This is a genomic window from Qipengyuania mesophila (assembly GCF_019711655.1).
Lineage (GTDB): Bacteria > Pseudomonadota > Alphaproteobacteria > Sphingomonadales > Sphingomonadaceae > Qipengyuania > Qipengyuania mesophila.
Window position 1 is genome coordinate 1823458 of the sequence record NZ_JAIGNU010000001.1, and the last position, 16904, is coordinate 1840361.

Sequence of the window (16904 nt, forward strand, 5' to 3'; positions counted from 1 at the left end):
ACAGATGATCAGCCGCGCTTGCGCGCCTGCGCGTAGCTGCCGAGCAGGCGGACGCCATTGGTCTGGAAGGCGAGCTCCTCGAGCGCAGCGTCGACACGCGGCTCGCCGGGTGCGCCCTCGATATCGGCGAAGAACTGCGTCGCCGCGAAGCTGGCGCCCTTCTGATAGCTTTCGAGCTTGGTCATGTTGACGCCGTTGGTCGCGAAGCAGCCCAGCGCCTTGTAGAGCGCGGCGGGGATGTTCTTCACCTCGAAGATGAAGGTGGTCATCGCCTGCGCCCCTTCGAGCGCCGCGAGGTCGAGCGCCTCTCTCGCAAGCACCACGAAACGGGTGGTGTTGTCATGCGCGTCCTCGACCTCGCGCTCGACGATCTCGAGCCCGTAGAGATCGGCGGCGAGCGCGGGGGCGATGGCGGCGACGTCCAGCTTGCCCATTTCCGCGACATAGGCTGCCGCGCCCGCCGTATCGGCGTGACTCAGCCCGACGATGCCGCGCTCGGAGAGGAATTTGTGCGACTGGCCGAGCGCCTGCGGGTGGCTGTAGGCGGCCTCGAACGGGCCCTGCCCCAGCGCCATCAGGCAGTGCGTGATGCGCATGAAATGCTCGGCGACGATGAACAGCCCGCTTTCGGGAAGCAGGAAATGGATATCCGCCACGCGCCCGTGCTGCGAGTTCTCGATCGGGATCATCGCGCAGCCTGCCATCCCGCTCTCGACCGCCTCGAGCGCATCCTCGAAGCTGAAGCAGGGCAGCGGCAGCGCATCCGGCGCGAACTGCATCGCCGCCTGGTGCGAGTTCGATCCCGGAGCGCCGCCAAAGGCGATCGCACGCGGCGGATCTTCGGCGGCTGCTGCGCGCATCGAGTCGACGAGGGCGAGGGCGGGCTTGGCAAACTGGCGCATGGTGGAATGCGCGTTACGGGGGCCGTCCCCCGCCATCAAGCGCTATTGCCGCCTGCACTCTTGCGAAAGCCCGCCGTGCGCACTAGAGCGGCGCCCAACCATCCGACCAACCGAATTTCGCCGGGTATTTTACGCAATGGACGATCGTTTCAACACCGCTGCAGGCTGGGTCCTCTTCGCCGGGATCGTGGCGCTGGGCGGCTCCATCGTTTCGGGCATGTATTTTGCTGCCGACAAGCACGCGCATATCGAAGAGCCGGGCTTCTTCATCCAGGGCGAAGCCGAAGAGGGCGGCGCCGATGCAGGCCCCGATCTCGGCACGCTGCTGGCTGCGGCCGATCCTGCGGCTGGCGAGAAGGTCTTCGCCAAGTGTACCGCCTGCCACACCGTCAATCAGGGCGGCGCCAACGGCATCGGTCCCAACCTTTACGGCATCATCGGGAAGCCGATCGGCAAGCACGCCGCGGGCTTCGCCTACAGCTCGGCGCTGTCGGACCATGGCGGCGACTGGTCCTATGAAAACCTCGACCACTGGCTCGCCAACCCGCGCGGTTTCGCCAATGGTACGAAGATGAGCTTCGCCGGCCTGTCGAAGCCGGAAGACCGTGCCAATGTGATCGCTTTCCTCAAGGCCAATGGCGGCGGGCCCGACTATCCGGCACCGGCCGTACCGGAAGCCGATGCCGCAGAAGGCGCGGATGCGCCGGGCGCGGGGCCGGGTCCGGTGGAAGGTGCCGAAGCCGGTGCAGCCGAGGCGGCGGGTGCCATGGGTGCCGACCAGCCGGTGGCCGGAGATGGGGCGGCGGCCAGCAACGACGGCGGAGCCAAGACCGGCGCCTGACGCTCACTCTATCCGGAAAGTTCGAAGGGCTCCGCTGCGGCGGGGCCCTTTTCGTATGAGCGCGGAGAACTACCCCTTGAAGCCCTGCGCGATGACGTACCACTCGCTCGAGCCCTTGCGGCTCGCGGGCGGCTTGGCGTGCTTGACCGTCTTGAAGTGCTTCTTCAGCAGCGCGAGCAGGTCGCTGTCGGTTCCGCCGGCGAGAACCTTGGCGAGGAAGGTGCCGCCGGGCGCGAGATTCTCGACTGCGAACCAGGCACCGGCCTCGACCAGCCCCATGGTGCGCAGATGGTCGGTCTGCTTGTGGCCGACGGTGTTGGCGGCCATGTCGCTCATCACCAGATCGGCCTTGCCGCCGAGCGCCTCTTCGAGAATGCGCGGCGCATCGTCGTCCATAAAGTCCATCTGGAAGATGGTCACGCCTTCGATCGGCTCGACCTCGAGCAGGTCGATGCCGACGACATGCGCCTTGGGCTTGAGCTTGCGCACCACCTGGCTCCAGCCGCCTGGCGCGATGCCGAGATCGACCACGCGGGTCACCCCTCTCAACAGGCCGAACTTCTCGTCGAGCTCGATCAGCTTGTAGGCCGCGCGGCTGCGATAGCCTTCGGCCTTGGCCTGCTTGACGTAGGGATCGTTGAGTTGGCGCTGCAGCCAGCGGGTCGAACTCGCCGTGCGCTTCTTCGCGGTGCGCACCCGCGTATCGCGATCCTTGCCCGAGCGTGACATTATCTGTTCCTCGTTTCGTGCGTGAAGCGCGTCCGCGCTTCCCTTGCTGCTGCTCCGGCCCACGCCCCCACCCCGCCACCCACGGCACGGTATCTTATGGGCGGTCGGGTGGGGGTGTGGGCCGGTGCCGGAAGGTCGGGACCGACGTCCCGACCGCACCCCACAAGCAAAACCTCAGACATCCTGCTCTCGCATGCGCTGGAGCGCCGCGCGGCTGCGTTCGCCCTCGGCGTCGGCCGCGATCAGGCTGCGCAATATGCCCTCGCGAATCCCGCGATCGGCCACGCCGAGCTGCTGCGACGGCCAGATGTCGAGGATCGATTCGAGGATCGCGCAGCCCGCGATGACGAGGTTCGCGCGGTCGTCGCCGATGCAGGGCAGGCGCTTTCGGTCGGGCGCGCTCATCCGCGACAGCCGGCGCGAGATGTCGCGCATCGATTGCGAGGGAACGATGAGCCCGTCGACCGCGCGGCGGTCGTATTGCGGCAGTTCGAGATGGAGGCTGGCGAGCGTCGTCACCGTGCCGCTGGTGCCGAGCAGGCGGATTGGTTCGGGCGAGCGCGTATGTTCGCGGATGCGCTCTGCGAATTCGGCGAAGCTGCGCCCTACCGTCCGGCGCATCGCGACATAACGGTCGAGCCGCGTCTCCTCGCTCTCGTCCGATCCCTGGACCGTGTCGGTCAGAGAGACCACGCCCCAGGGAACGCTGAGCCAGTCGACGATGCGCGGGACCTTGTCGGCGGGTTCGACCAGCACCAGCTCGGTCGAACCGCCGCCGATATCGAAGATGATCGCCGGTCCCGCGCCATCTTCGAGCAGGATGTGGCAGCCGAGCACGGCCAGCCGCGCCTCTTCCTGAGCCGAGATGATATCGAGCATGATCCCGGTCTCGCGCCGCACCCGCTCGATGAAAGCCGGGCCATTGGCCGCCCGCCGGCAGGCCTCGGTCGCCACCGAGCGCGCGAGGCGCACGTTCCTGCGGCGTAGCTTCTCGGCGCAGACGTGGAGCGCGGCGAGCGTGCGCTCCATCGCTTCGTCGGACAGCTTGCCGCTCGCTGCCAGGCCCTCGCCCAGCCGGACCACACGACTGAAGGCGTCGATGACGGTGAAGTTTTCGCCCGAGGGCCGGGCGATCAGCAGGCGACAGTTGTTGGTGCCGAGATCGAGTGCGGCATAGGCCTGCCGCCTCGGCGGCGGGCCGCCCTGCGGAGTCGAGACGGAATTCGACGGAGGTGCAATCACGCTGTCGCGAGGCGACGCCTTGCGCCGTTCGCTGCGCTTGCCATCGGGCCGGGAGGGGCGCTTGTAGCGGAAATCGGCTACCTTGCCGGACTTGCCGCCCCGTTGTGTCCCGTGCCCCCTTTTCGTGTCCGGCGGAGGATGGTCCGCCATGTGCGAGAGCTTTCTTGTTCCTCCCGCGCAAACCATTGTGCGCGGGGACTTGTCGGCGACGCTAGCCGCGAAGCGGGGGCGGGGCAAGAGGCGCGCGCAGACACGGGGTTGACCTCGCGCGGCGACGAAACTAGATGCGCGGCCTCCAATCCGGAGCGGTCACGCGATTCTCGCCCGCCCGGTCGGCTGATGCCCCGTCGTCTAATGGTAAGACTACGGACTCTGACTCCGTCAATTGAGGTTCGAATCCTCACGGGGCATCCATTCTCCTTCGCACCCGTTGCCAAAGCCGTTTTCCCGCGCCAGACAGGTTGCAATGGGAGACGGACATTTGAGCGAGACCTTTCCGGAAATCCGCGAGGCGGTGCGGCGGCTGTGCGCGCGCTTTCCGGGCGAATACTGGCGGAAGCTCGATCGCGAGCGCGCCTATCCGAGCGAGTTCGTCGCGGCGCTGACCGAGGCGGGCTTCCTGTCGGTGCTGATCCCGGAAGAATACGACGGTTCGGGGCTCGGGCTCGAGGCGGCCTGCGCCGTGCTCGAGGAGATTCATCGCTCGGGCTCGAACGGCGGCGCCTGCCATGCGCAGATGTACACCATGGGTACGCTGCTGAAGCACGGGTCGGAGGAGCAGAAGCGCCACTATCTGCCCAAGATCGCGAGCGGCGAACTGCGGCTGCAGGCCTTCGGCGTGACCGAGCCGGGGGCAGGCACCGACACTACACGCATTTCCACCTTCGCCCGCCGCGATGGCGACGATTACGTGGTCAACGGGCAGAAGATCTGGATCAGCCGTGCCGAGCATTCCGACCTCATGGTCCTGCTTTGTCGCACGAGGCCTCGCGAGGACTGCTCCAAGCCGTCCGACGGGATGAGCGTCCTGCTGGTCGACATGCGCGAGGCGATCGGCAAGGGGCTCACCGTGCGCCCCGTGCGGACCATGCTCAACCATGCCACGACAGAACTGTTCTTCGACGATCTCCGCGTGCCCGCCAGCGCGCTGATCGGTGAGGAGGGCAAGGGCTTCCGCTACATCCTCTCGGGCATGAATGCCGAACGCATCCTGATCGCGAGCGAATGCATCGGCGACGGGCGCTTCTTCATCGACCGCGCATCGGCCTACGCCAAGGATCGCTCCGTTTTCGGCCGCGCGATCGGTGAGAACCAGGGAGTCCAGTTCCCGATTGCCCGCGCTTATGTCCAGCTTTCGGCCGCAGCCGAAATGGTCACCAAGGCGGCGCGCATGTTCGACGCGGGCGAGACCGCCGGGACCGAGGCGAACATGGCCAAGATGCTGGCGAGCGAGGCGAGCTGGTTCGCCGCCGACATGTGCATCCAGACGCATGGCGGCTTCGGCTTTGCCGAGGAATACGACGTGGAGCGCAAGTTCCGCGAAACGCGATTGTACCAGGTCGCGCCGATCAGCACGAACCTGATCCTCAGCCATGTGGCGACGCATGTGCTGGGCCTGCCGAAGAGTTTCTAGGGAGAGAGAAATATGCCGAGCAACGGTCCGCTGACCGGCCTCAAGGTCGTCGAATTCCAGGGCATCGGCCCCGGTCCTCACGTGGCGATGATGCTCGCCGACATGGGCGCCGAGGTGGTGCGGATCGAGCGCGCGGGACACCAGCCGATGAATGCGGTGGTCGAACGCGCCCGGCACCGGGTGGCGGTCGACCTGAAGAGCGAGGACGGGCAGGCCTTCGTCAGGACCGCGCTTAAGCATGCCGACGTGCTGGTCGAAGGGTTTCGTCCGGGCGTGATGGAGCGGCTCGGACTGGGGCCAGAGGAGATGCTCGCCGCCAATCCGCGGCTCGTCTATGCGCGGATGACCGGCTGGGGGCAGGAAGGTCCGCTGGCGCAGGCTGCCGGGCACGATCTCAACTACATCGCGATCACCGGCGCGCTCGACGCGATCGGCAAGCGCGGCGAACTGCCGGTACCGCCGCAGAACCTCGTCGGCGATTTCGGCGGCGGCTCGATGTATTGCGCGATGGGCATCCTCGCAGCGCTGTTCGAGCGCCAGACGAGCGGCAAGGGGCAGGTAGTCGACGCGGCGATCGTCGATGGCGTCACCAGCCTGATGAGTTTCTTCTACGGCCAGCCGCACAGCGCGCTGCGCACGGTCGAACGCGGTGCCGGCCTGCTTGGCGGCGCGGCGCATTTCTACCGCTGCTACACCTGCAAGGACGGCAAGGAAGTCAGCGTCGGGGCGATCGAACCGCAGTTCTACGCCGAACTGCTCCAGCGCGCCGATGCACCCGAGCACCTGCGCGAAGCGCAGATGGATCCCTCGAAATGGGACAGCTATGCCGAGGATCTCGCCGCGCTGTTCGCGACGAAAACGCAGGCCGAATGGTGCGACCTGCTCGAAGGCACCGACGCCTGCTTCGCGCCCGTCGTCCCGCTCGATCATGCCAAGGATCACCCGCACATGAAGGCGCGCGGCGCCTTCGTCGAAAAGGGCGGGCGCTGGCACACCGCGCCGGCACCGCGCTTCGACCGCACGCCGAACACAATTCGCGACAGCGCTCAGGACGGCGAAGAGGTGGTGGCGCGCTGGCGGCAAGAGGGCTAGGGCTGCGCGCAAAGGAGAGATTGAGATGCGCGATTGCACCAAGTTCTACATCGACGGCCGGTGGGTCGACCCGGTTACCGCCAACACCCAGCCGGTCGAGAACCCGGCGACCGAGGAAACCATCGGCCACATCAGCTTCGGCACAAAGGCCGATGTCGACAAGGCGGTGGCCGCCGCGCGCCGCGCCTTCGAGAGCTTCAGCCAGACGAGCAAGCAGGAACGGCTCACGCTGCTGCGCGCGATCCAGGCCGAGATCGAGAACCGCAAGGACGACCTCGCCACCGCGGTCAGCGACGAGATGGGCGCCCCGATGAGCCTTGCGAACGGTCCGCATGTCGGCCTGCTCGCCGGGCACTGCCAGAAGGCGATCGAAGTGCTCGAAGGCTTCGACTTCGAACGCCAGGACGGCCCGACGCTGCATGTGTGGGAGCCGATCGGCGTGGTCGGCATGATCACCCCGTGGAACTGGCCATTGAACCAGATCGCCTGCAAGGTCTTCCCCGCGCTCGCGACGGGCTGCACCATGGTGCTCAAGCCTTCCGAAATCGCGCCCTTCGACGCCTATATTTTCGCCGAGATCATGGATGCAGCGGGCGTTCCGGCGGGCGTCTTCAACCTCGTCAACGGTGACGGACCGGGCGTGGGTGAGGCGATCTCGGGCCATCCCGACATCGACATGGTCAGCTTCACCGGCTCGACCCGCGCGGGCATCCTCATCGCCAAGAACGCCGCCGACACGGTCAAGCGCGTGGCGCAGGAACTGGGCGGCAAGAGCCCCAACATCGTGCTCGACGACAGCGTCTTCGCGCAGTCGGTCGCCAAGGGCACCGTCGGGATGATGGGCAATTCGGGCCAGACCTGCACCGCGCCGAGCCGCATGCTCGTGCCACACAAGCGGATGGAGGAAGCCAAGGCCGCGGCCAAGGAAGCCGCCGAAGGCGTCATCCCCGGCGATCCCAAGGGTAACGCCACCATCGGCCCGGTCGTCAGCCGCGCGCAGTGGGAAAAGATCCAGGGTCTGATCGAGAAGGGCATCGAGGAAGGCGCGACGCTGGTCGCGGGCGGACCGGGCAAGCCCGAGGGGCTCGAAACCGGCCACTACGTCAAACCGACCGTTTTCGCCGATGTCACCAACGACATGACCATCGCGCGCGAGGAAATCTTCGGGCCCGTGCTCTGCATCCTCGGCTACGAGGATTACGACGACGCGATCCGCATCGCCAACGACACCGAATACGGCCTCGCCAGCGCTGTCACGGGCGAGGACATGGACCTCGCCCGCAGCCTCGCCAAGCGCATCCGTGCGGGCCGCGTCGCGATCAACGGCGGCTACGACCTGAATGCAGCCTTCGGCGGCTACAAAAAGTCGGGTAACGGCCGCGAATGGGGCGAGTGGGGCTTCCACGACTTCCTCGAGGTGAAAGCGGTCATGGGCCACGGCTGATGGCGGGCAAGTTCTTCGACCAATGGCAGATCGGCGACAAGCTGACGCATGACATCCGCCGCACGGTGACCGAGACCGACAATCTCCTCTTCACCACGATGACGCACAACCCGCAGCCGCTCCACCTCGATGTGGAAGCGGCCAGGGAGAGCGAGTTCGGGCAGATCCTGGTCAACGGGACCTTTACCTTCTCGCTGATGGTGGGGCTCAGCGTCGGCGACACCACGCTCGGCACGCTTGTCGCCAATCTGGGCTACGACAAGCTGGTCATGCCCAAGCCGGTGTTCCTCGGCGACACGCTGCACGCAACGAGCGAGGTGATCGCCCTGCGCGAGAGCAAGTCGCGACCCGATGCGGGGATCGTCACCTTCCTCCACGAAGCGGTCAACCAGCGTGGCGAGGTGGTGTGCCGCTGCGAGCGCTCGGCGCTGCTCAGGAAGACGCCCGACTGAGGCAAAGGTAGCCTTTTTGCTGCAACAAGCGTTCGGTGGCAAAGGGAGACAGGCGTGCCGCATAACGAACCGACCAGCGTCAGCGATGTGCTGTGCGAGCTCGACGAGCTCGCCACGCATGGCGACACCGTCTGCGTCGCCGACGTGCTCGACGATTTCGGCGGTCGCAGCTTCGGCCCCTTCATCATGATCCCGGCGCTGCTCGAGATCACGCCCGTCGGCGGCATCCCGGGCGTGCCCACCGCCCTCGCGCTGTTCATCGCGCTGATCGCCGTCCAGCTGCTTCTCGGACGCGAGCACGTGTGGATGCCGCAATTCGTCCAACAGCGCGCGGTGGGATCGAAGAAACTTCACAAATCGGTGCGCAAGCTGCGCAGGCTGGGGGACTTTCTCGATCGCCATAGCGAGGGGCGGCTCGAGGGCCTGACGCAGGGGCCGGCGATCAAGATAACCGCGCTGGCGATCCTGGCCCTGTGCTGCACCGTTCCGCCGCTCGAACTCCTGCCCTTCGCCAGCTCGATCCCGATGCTCGCGATCGCCATCCTCGGTCTGGCGCTGACAGTCCGCGACGGGGCGCTGGTGTTGGGAGCGCTGATCTTCACCGCACTCGCCACGGCGATCGGAGTCGCCATGTATGTCAATTCCTCGGGTGGCGGCGATGGGGGCGGCCTGGCCTTCTTCTAGGGCCGCTCTTGACCTCGTCGCGTGGTGTGGCGCACATTCGGTTGCAAAAGGCAATCGGGAGGGGAGTGCCGGTGAAGAGGATCACAAGGAGCTGGGTCGTGCTGGCGGTTGTGGCGCTGGCGGGCTGCGATCTCGCGGGCGAAGGCGAACCGACCGAGGCGCAGCAAGGCGATGGCAGCGACACCATCGAACTCGCCGAATTCCCCGACCGCCCCTATTGGGGCGACACCCACCTCCACACCGACATCTCGGTCGATGCCTTCGGCTTCGGCGTCCGGCTGGGCCCGGAAGACGCGCTGAAATTCGCGCGCGGCGACAAGATCACCTCGACCACCGGGGTCGAGGCTCAGCTCGATCGCCCGCTCGATTTCCTCGTCATTTCGGACCACTCGGATGCGATGGGCGCGACCAAGCGGCTCTACGATGCGCCGCGCATGCTGGTGCGCGATCCGACGCTGCGGCGCTGGTACGACATGATGCACGAGAGCCCCGAGCAGTCGACCCGCGCGGTGGCCGAACTCATCACCGCCGCTGCGAACAACAAGATTCCCGCCGCCCTGCGCGATCCGGAGCGTCAGGCGAAGGCGACCCGCGAATTGTGGGACGACCATCTCGCGATCCTCGACCGTTACAATCGTCCAGGCGAATTCACCGCCTTTGCCGGCTTCGAATGGACGCTGATGCCCGATGGCAACAACCTCCACCGCGTGGTCATGTTCAGGGACGGCAGCGCAAAGACGGGACAGATCGTGCCCTTCCCAGGGCTCGACACCGAAACCGAGCAATTGTGGGACTATATGAAGGCCTATGAGGCCAACACCGGCGGGCGCGTGCTCGCCATCCCGCACAATTCCAACCTCTCGAATGGGTTGATGTTCGACCTCGTCGGGCCCGACGGCGGACCGATGAGTGCCGACTATGCCCGCCGCCGCGCGCGCTGGGAGCCGGTGGTCGAGGCGACGCAGATCAAGGGCGACAGCGAGACGCATCCCTTCCTTTCGCCCAATGACGAATTCGCCGCCTTCGGTGTGGCGGGTTGGGAGCTCGGCAATCTCCCGCTGACGCAGGAGACGACGCCCGACATGTATGCCGGCAGCTATATCCGCAGCGCGCTGCTGCGCGGGCTGACGCTCGAACAGCGCATGGGAGTGAACCCCTATGCCTTCGGGCTGATCGGTTCGACCGACAGCCACACCGCGCTGGCGACCGGCGACGAGGACAATTTCTTCGGCAAGCACACCGGGGTCGAACCGCGCAAGGGGCGGGCGATGGAGAGCCAGAACCTCGGCACGAAGCAGGGGCGCTTCGGCTGGCACTATCTTGCGGGGGGCTATGCCGCGGCCTGGGCGCGCGGCAACACGCGGGCCGAGATATTCGACGCTTTCATGCGGCGCGAGGTCTATGCCACCACCGGGCCGCGCATGGTCCTGCGGCTCTTCGCCGGGCACGATTTCACCGATGGCGACTGGGGGGGCGACTGGGTGCGCGCGGGCTATGCGCGCGGCGTGCCGATGGGGGGCGACCTTAAGGATACGGGCAAGCCGCCGGTGTTCCTGATTTCCGCGCTCAAGGACCCCGAAGGCGCCAACCTCGACCGCGTTCAGGTGATCAAGGGCTGGGTCGACGCAAGCGGCAAGGCGCAGGAGCGCATCTACGACGTCGCCTGGTCGGACATGGACGGCAAACGCCGCCGCGTCGGCGGCAAGGTCCCCCCGGTGGGCGATACGGTGGTTCGCCGCGAGGCGACCTACACCAACTCGATCGGCGCCACAGAATTGCGCGCGACCTGGCGTGATCCCGACTATCGCCCCGGCCAGCGCGCCTTCTATTACGTCCGCGTCATCGAGATTCCGACGCCGAGCTGGGTGCTGTTCGATTCCAAGCGTTTCGGTGTCGACCTGCCCGCCGAGGTCATCGAGGCCAATGTCATCCAGGAACGCGCCTATTCCTCGCCGGTCTGGCTGCGCCCGCACCGCGGGCCAGACGATGCGCCGCGCATCATGGACAAGGGATGACACCAGCTTTCCTGCGCGATCCGCTCGCGCATTTCCTGCTCGCCGGGGCGGCGATCTGGGGCATCTTCGCGCTGGTCGGCGAGCCGGTCGATCCCGCAAGCCGGACGATCGAGCTCACGCGCGAGCGCCAGGCCGGGATCGCGCTGGGGTTCGAGCGGATGATGGGCCGCCCGCCGACCGATGCCGAGATGGACGCCGCGATCGCGCGCTGGGTGCGCGAGGAAGTGCTCTATCGCGAAGCGCTGCGGCTGGGGCTCGACCAGGGTGACGCGGTGGTCCGGCGGCGGCTGGCGACCAAGATGGACGAGCTCGCCGGGGCCGAGGCGGAATTTGCACCCGTCGCCGAGACGACGCTTGGCAGTTGGTTCCATGCCCACCAAGAGCGTTTCAGCGATGGCGGTAGATACACCTTCACGCAGGCCTATTACCCGGATGAGGAAACATTGCATGTAGCGCTCGACGGTGGGGGACCGCCGGGAGGCCATGCGACAGCATTGCCACGGAAGATGGTGGACGCGACGTACGCCGAGATCGCCGCCGTATTCGGCTCGGACTTTGCCGCGGCGGTCGCAAAAGCGAAACGGCCCGGAGAACTTCAGACTGAATCCGGATACGGCTTCCACCTCGTCGACCTCGAACGGCGCGAAGCTGGACGGATTCCGCCGCTTTCCGAGATTCGCGATCGGGTCGAGGCCGACTGGCGCAGTGCGACTGCCGCGGCTCGGCGCGAGCGGGCCTATGCCTTGCTGCGCGAGGCCTATTCGGTCGAGGTCGAATGATCCGCTGGCTGGCCGCGCTGTGGCTGATGGCGCTTGCTGCGCCGGCATGGGCGGACGAAATGCGGCCCGTCGCGATCCAGTTCGAGCAGGTCTCGCCTGCGGAATGGGATCTCGGCTGGCGGCAGCCCATCGCCAGTTCCGGAGATGATCGCAGCGTCATGCCGCAGCTTCCCGAGACCTGCCGTGTGTCGGGCGCCCTCACGCGTCGCGTCGCCCCGCTGTCGGTCAGCGGCCATGCAAGGATTACCTGCGACGGCCCGGTCGCGGGCAAGAGCATCGGCTGGCCGGCGCTGATCGGCCAGAGCGATGCAATCCTGCGGGTCGCACCGCTGGGGCGGAGCGTGCAGGTCTATCGCCTGACCCCCGAACACCCTGCCGCCGTGATTGCGGCGAGGCCTTCGTCGCTGCAGGTCTGGCGCAGCTATTTCGCCATCGGTGTGGCGCACATCCTGTCGGGCTGGGACCATTTGCTGTTCGTCATCGGGCTGGTCCTGCTGGTCGCGCGACCCTGGCCGGTGGTGAAGGCGGCCACGGCCTTCACGCTGGCGCATTCGTTCACGCTGGCGGCGGTCACGCTCGGCTTCGCCGGGATCCGGCAGGATCTGGTCGAGGCCCTGATCGCGCTGTCGATCGTCTTCCTCGCGGTGGAGATCGCACGCGGGCAGCGCGATACGGTGACGCAGCGCTTGCCCTGGCTGGTCGCCTTCGCCTTCGGCCTGATCCACGGCTTCGGCTTCGCCGGGGCCCTGCGCGAGATCGGCCTGCCCGATGGCGAGGTGCCGGCGGCGCTGGTGAGCTTCAATCTCGGGGTCGAGGCCGGCCAACTGCTGGTGATCTGCGCGGTGCTGGCGCTGCTTGCCCTGGTGCGGCGATGGCGTCCGCGGGACGAGGCGCGGGCGCTGCGGTTCGCGTCTTACCCGGTCGGGATCATCGGCGCCTACTGGCTGATCGACCGGCTGCTTGCCTGAGTGCGGAATTTCCGCTCAACGGGTCAACTTGCCATTCACCCCCGGCATCCTACATAATCGGTCATGAAAGGATCCCCTGCATGAGCGATCAGAATTCCCCGCCCGAGCCCGAGGGCAACGGGCCCAATCCCTGGGTGAAGAGCCTGATGGTGTGGGGCGGCGTTTTCCTCGCCCTGCTGTTGGTTGTATCCTTCTTCGGCGGAAGTTCGAGTGGGGGCGGCGCGCAGATCCTCTATTCCGACTTCCGCGACAAGGTTGCCGAAGGCTCGGTCGCGACGGTGCAGATCTCCGAGAAGCAGATCGTCGGCGAGATGAAGAATGGCGAGAAATTCTCGACCATACCCGTCGCCAACGACACTTCGCTGCCGCAGCTCCTCGAAAACAACGGCGTACGCTATTCGGGGGTCGAGGCCGATAGCGGCAATATCCTGCTCTATGCGCTGATCCAGATCCTGCCCTTCGTGCTGATCCTCGGAATCGCCTTCTTCGCGCTGCGCCAGGTGCAGAAGGGCGGTGGCGCCGGCGGCGCGATGGGCTTCGGCAAGTCCAAGGCCAAGCTACTCACCGAACGCCAGGGCAAGGTCACCTTCGCCGATGTCGCGGGCATCGACGAGGCGCGCGAAGAGCTCGAGGAAATCGTCGAGTTCCTGCGCGATCCGCAGCGTTTCTCCAAGCTCGGCGGGCAGATCCCCAAGGGCGCGCTGCTGGTCGGTAGCCCCGGTACCGGCAAGACGCTGCTCGCGCGGGCCATCGCGGGCGAGGCGGGCGTGCCCTTCTTCACCATTTCGGGTTCGGACTTCGTCGAAATGTTCGTCGGCGTCGGCGCCAGCCGCGTGCGCGACATGTTCGAACAAGCCAAGAAGAACGCCCCCTGCATCCTGTTCATCGACGAAATCGACGCGGTCGGTCGCAGCCGCGGCCATGGCCTCGGCAATTCGAACGACGAGCGCGAGCAGACGCTCAACCAGCTGCTGGTCGAGATGGACGGCTTCGAGGCCAACGAAGGCATCATCATCATCGCCGCGACCAACCGCCCAGACGTGCTCGACCCCGCGCTGCTGCGCCCCGGTCGTTTCGACCGCCAGGTGGTCGTGCCCGTGCCCGACATCGACGGACGCGAGAAGATTCTTGCGGTGCACATGAAGAAGGTTCCGCTGGCGCCCGACGTCAACCCGCGCACCATCGCGCGCGGCACGCCCGGCTTCTCGGGCGCGGACCTCGCCAACCTCGTCAATGAAGCAGCCCTTTTGGCGGCCCGCCGCAACAAGCGCCTCGTCGCGATGCAGGAATTCGAGGACGCCAAGGACAAGGTCATGATGGGCGCCGAACGGCGCAGCATGGTCATGACCGAGGACGAGAAGAAGATGACCGCCTATCACGAGGCCGGCCATGCGCTGGTCAGCCTCAACGAGCCGGCATCGGACCCGATCCACAAGGCGACGATCATCCCGCGCGGACGCGCGCTGGGCATGGTGATGCGCTTGCCCGAGCGCGACAGCTATTCCTACCACCGCGACAAGATGCACGCGAACCTCGCCGTCGCCATGGGTGGCCGTGTCGCCGAGGAAATCATCTTCGGCCACGACAAGGTCTCGAGCGGGGCGTCGGGCGACATCCAGTACGCCACCGACCTAGCCAAGAACATGGTCACCAAATGGGGCATGTCCGACAAGCTCGGCCCGCTGCAGTACGAGGCGAGCCAGGAAGGCTATCTCGGTATGAGCGGGACCCAGCGCACGATGGCGGGCGCGGAGACCAACAAGCTGATCGACGCCGAGATCAAGGCGCTGGTCGAAGGCGGCCTCAAGCGCGCGCAGGAAATCCTCAGCAGCCAGGAGGACAAGCTCCACCTGCTGGCCCAGGCCATGCTCGAATACGAGACGCTCACCGGCGAGGAAATCGACAAACTGATGAAGGACGGCAAGATCGACCGGCCCGACGAGCCCAAGGGGCCGGTGACGGTCAAGCCGGTCGGCGGCGTCGCCGTACCCAAGGCCGGGCGCAAGCTCGGCGGAGGCCCCGCGCCGCAGGGCGCCTGACCTCGGGTTGACCTCTCCCTCCCTTGGCGTATTAGGCAAATAATACACTGAGGGAGGTCGTTCTTGTTTGTTGCCCGTTACTTCGCATCTGCCATGGCTGCCTGCGCGCTGCCGCTCGCTTCGACGCCGGCATCCGCTTCTTCGGCTGCAGACGACGGTGCCTGCGCACTGGCGGTCGAAGCACCGTCGGAGGCTCTGGTCAGCCTGCCTTTCCGCACGATCGACGGGAGGATCTACCTCGAGGCGATGGTCAATGGCGCAGGGCCCTATGTCTTCGCGCTCGATACCGGTGCCAGCGGCGTGGGCCGTGCCGATGCAAGCCTGGTCGAGGAGCTGACCCTGCCGCCGGATGGCGAGGACGAGACGTCCGACGGGGTCAGCAGCGCGGTGGTCGACAGGGTACGGATAGCCAGCTTGGCGCTTGGCGCGCTCGAAAGGCACGATGTCTCGCTTATCGCGCGCGATTATCGCAGCAGGATGTCCGCCGAATCCGCTTTCTCGGGCATACTCGGTCGCGAATTCTTTGCCGATGGCCTCCTGGCGATCGATTTTTCGGCGGAGCGACTGAACTTCTACCGCAGCCGGGAAATGCGCGCCTCGCAAGCGGGTGCGATGACCTATGAACGCGCCTTTCGCGTCCCCGTGACGCTGGGCGACCTCGAGACCACGGGCAATGTCGATACCGGCGCCAACGTGACGCTGGTCCTGCCCGGTGCGGTCTATGAGCAGGTGGAGGGCACGTCGCTCAAGCCCGCCGGCGAAGGCAGCCTCACCAATACGCGGATAGAGTCCTCCAAGGCGCGGCTCGCCGGTCCGGTACAGATCGGCAGCCTGCGGCTCGAAGACGTTCCGGTGCGGGTTGCGGCAGATTATCCTGAAGTGCTTGTCGGCGCGCACGCATTGCAAGGCCAAGTCCTGCTGATCGACCAGCGTCACAAGACGCTGGCGCTATGCCCGCCTGCGGCGCCCTAGGCGCTTCAGAACGCGCCGAGGATCAGCAGCAGCTGGAGGAACAGGCTCAGCACGATGGAAATGAACACGCCGAGCACGCAGAGGCGCCAGAAGGCGGAAAAGCGCGACAGGCCGTAGGCGCCGCGCAATTGCTTGTAGATGTGGATCGGCGGGATCAGGCCGAGCATCGATGCCCAGACTGCCTCGCTGGCACCGAGTTTCACAGCCACCGAGATGGCAATGAACAGCAGCGACATGAAGGCGATCGAATAGGTGACGAAGATCGCGTGATCATAGGCGCGGAAACGCCGTTTCCAGAAGAACAGCAGCCACATGAAGGGCACCGACAGCGGGATCAGCAGCCAGCTGAATTTGTAGCTGTTCGACTGCAGCTTGTAGAGCATCAGCCCTGGGTTGGTGCGCCATTTTTCCAGCGCGTGATCAATGAAAGGCACGCCGATGGTGCTCACCGTGTAGCCGGGAGCCGAGTTGTTTCCCGAGACGAGCTCGCGTGCCTTCGTAATGCCGTCGAGCTCCTCCCGATAGCTGCCGAGCCGCTCGACCTGCTTGGCGTAGTCCTCATCGTCTTTCGCCATCACCTCGACGCGGGCTTCCTGCGCGGCGACCTTCTCCTGTGCCTTTTGCTGCACCTCCTCCATATCCGCACGCAAGCCGTCGGAGGTCTTGATGTCGGTCGGCGCGCTCAGTCCCACCGCCTGGAACACGGCGAACATCAGGAAGATCGAGAACAGGAACAGCGCCATCGGGCTGACGAAACGGGCACGCTCACCCTCGATATAGCGGCGCGTCAGCTGGCCGGGCCTGAGCGCCAGCAGGGGCAGCGTCTTCCAGGTCTTGCCGTCGAGATGCAGCGCGCCGTGGAGGAGATCGTGCCCGAAGGCGGCCAGAGTACGGTGGAGATGGGCCTTCTGGCCGCAACTGTGGCAGTGCTCGCCGATCAGCTGGGTGCCGCAGTTGAGGCAGGCGCCTTCGGCAAAATGGCCGCGCTCGAGCGGCACGCCGTCGGGCGTCGCGGATTTGCCGCGGCCAATCGCCTTGGCGAACAGTCCGCCCTCGACCGCAGTACCCAGTGCCTCGCCAAAATCGCTCATGATCCCCCCTGTTCCTATCGA

The 16904-nt window shown here is 66.3% G+C and carries 15 protein-coding genes and 1 tRNA gene; 12 read left to right on the forward strand and 4 right to left on the reverse strand.

Translation table 11 applies throughout. From position 1 onward, the window contains the following. Positions 1 to 8 precede the first annotated feature (8 nt). Positions 9 to 902 carry a prephenate dehydratase gene (locus tag K3181_RS09180; protein WP_221602684.1) on the reverse strand — a complete coding sequence of 298 codons (894 nt, stop codon included), beginning with the start codon at positions 900 to 902 and terminating at the stop codon, positions 9 to 11. Positions 903 to 1038: 136 nt separating this feature from the next. On the opposite strand from K3181_RS09180, the gene K3181_RS09185 reads away from it, so the two are divergent. Then, complete coding sequence (locus K3181_RS09185; protein ID WP_221602685.1) at positions 1039 to 1743, forward strand: c-type cytochrome; 705 nt, start codon at positions 1039 to 1041, stop codon at positions 1741 to 1743. Between the two features lie 69 nt (positions 1744 to 1812). Here K3181_RS09185 and K3181_RS09190 read toward each other — a convergent pair whose 3' ends face one another. Beyond that, a complete protein-coding gene (locus tag K3181_RS09190; RefSeq protein WP_221602686.1) occupies positions 1813 to 2472 on the reverse strand; it encodes an RlmE family RNA methyltransferase in 660 nt (219 codons plus the stop codon). A 174-nt stretch (positions 2473 to 2646) separates the two neighbouring features. Beyond that, positions 2647 to 3864 (reverse strand): Ppx/GppA phosphatase family protein, encoded by a 1218-nt coding sequence (locus K3181_RS09195; RefSeq protein ID WP_221602687.1) that lies wholly within the window; start codon positions 3862 to 3864, stop codon positions 2647 to 2649. A 190-nt stretch (positions 3865 to 4054) separates the two neighbouring features. On the opposite strand from K3181_RS09195, the gene K3181_RS09200 reads away from it, so the two are divergent. The 11 genes from K3181_RS09200 (at position 4055) to K3181_RS09250 (ending at position 15792) form a co-directional block, all read left to right on the forward strand. Then, positions 4055 to 4128 (forward strand) — tRNA-Gln (locus K3181_RS09200). A gap of 52 nt (positions 4129 to 4180) precedes the next feature. Further along, on the forward strand, positions 4181 to 5347 hold the full coding sequence (locus K3181_RS09205; protein WP_221602688.1) for an acyl-CoA dehydrogenase family protein: 1167 nt from the start codon (positions 4181 to 4183) through the stop codon (positions 5345 to 5347). Positions 5348 to 5359: 12 nt separating this feature from the next. Further along, the gene (locus K3181_RS09210; protein WP_221602689.1) at positions 5360 to 6439 is read left to right on the forward strand and encodes a CaiB/BaiF CoA transferase family protein; all 1080 of its coding nucleotides are present in this window, start codon (positions 5360 to 5362) and stop codon (positions 6437 to 6439) included. Positions 6440 to 6464: 25 nt separating this feature from the next. Next, positions 6465 to 7883, forward strand: coding sequence for an aldehyde dehydrogenase family protein (locus tag K3181_RS09215; protein ID WP_221602690.1), 1419 nt, complete (start codon positions 6465 to 6467; stop codon positions 7881 to 7883). Then, positions 7883 to 8335, forward strand: a complete 453-nt coding sequence (locus K3181_RS09220; protein ID WP_221602691.1) for a MaoC family dehydratase — start codon at positions 7883 to 7885, stop codon at positions 8333 to 8335. Before K3181_RS09215 ends, K3181_RS09220 begins: the two co-directional genes overlap by 1 nt. Positions 8336 to 8389: 54 nt before the next feature. Next, complete coding sequence (locus K3181_RS09225) at positions 8390 to 9019, forward strand: exopolysaccharide biosynthesis protein (RefSeq protein WP_221602692.1); 630 nt, start codon at positions 8390 to 8392, stop codon at positions 9017 to 9019. A gap of 71 nt (positions 9020 to 9090) precedes the next feature. Beyond that, positions 9091 to 11034: a DUF3604 domain-containing protein gene (locus tag K3181_RS09230; RefSeq protein ID WP_345725470.1), complete on the forward strand. Its 1944-nt coding sequence runs from the start codon at positions 9091 to 9093 to the stop codon at positions 11032 to 11034. Beyond that, positions 11031 to 11813: a peptidylprolyl isomerase gene (locus tag K3181_RS09235; RefSeq protein WP_221602693.1), complete on the forward strand. Its 783-nt coding sequence runs from the start codon at positions 11031 to 11033 to the stop codon at positions 11811 to 11813. The genes K3181_RS09230 and K3181_RS09235 overlap by 4 nt, the downstream gene beginning before the upstream one ends. Then, positions 11810 to 12781: a HupE/UreJ family protein gene (locus K3181_RS09240; protein WP_221602694.1), complete on the forward strand. Its 972-nt coding sequence runs from the start codon at positions 11810 to 11812 to the stop codon at positions 12779 to 12781. The genes K3181_RS09235 and K3181_RS09240 overlap by 4 nt, the downstream gene beginning before the upstream one ends. A gap of 80 nt (positions 12782 to 12861) precedes the next feature. Further along, the gene (gene ftsH, locus K3181_RS09245) at positions 12862 to 14820 is read left to right on the forward strand and encodes an ATP-dependent zinc metalloprotease FtsH (RefSeq protein ID WP_221602695.1); all 1959 of its coding nucleotides are present in this window, start codon (positions 12862 to 12864) and stop codon (positions 14818 to 14820) included. Positions 14821 to 14913: 93 nt separating this feature from the next. Continuing rightward, positions 14914 to 15792, forward strand: coding sequence for a pepsin/retropepsin-like aspartic protease family protein (locus K3181_RS09250; RefSeq protein WP_221602696.1), 879 nt, complete (start codon positions 14914 to 14916; stop codon positions 15790 to 15792). Positions 15793 to 15797: 5 nt separating this feature from the next. On the opposite strand, the gene K3181_RS09255 is transcribed toward K3181_RS09250, so the two are convergent. Beyond that, the gene (locus K3181_RS09255) at positions 15798 to 16883 is read right to left on the reverse strand and encodes a DUF3667 domain-containing protein (protein WP_221602697.1); all 1086 of its coding nucleotides are present in this window, start codon (positions 16881 to 16883) and stop codon (positions 15798 to 15800) included. Positions 16884 to 16904 lie beyond the last annotated feature (21 nt).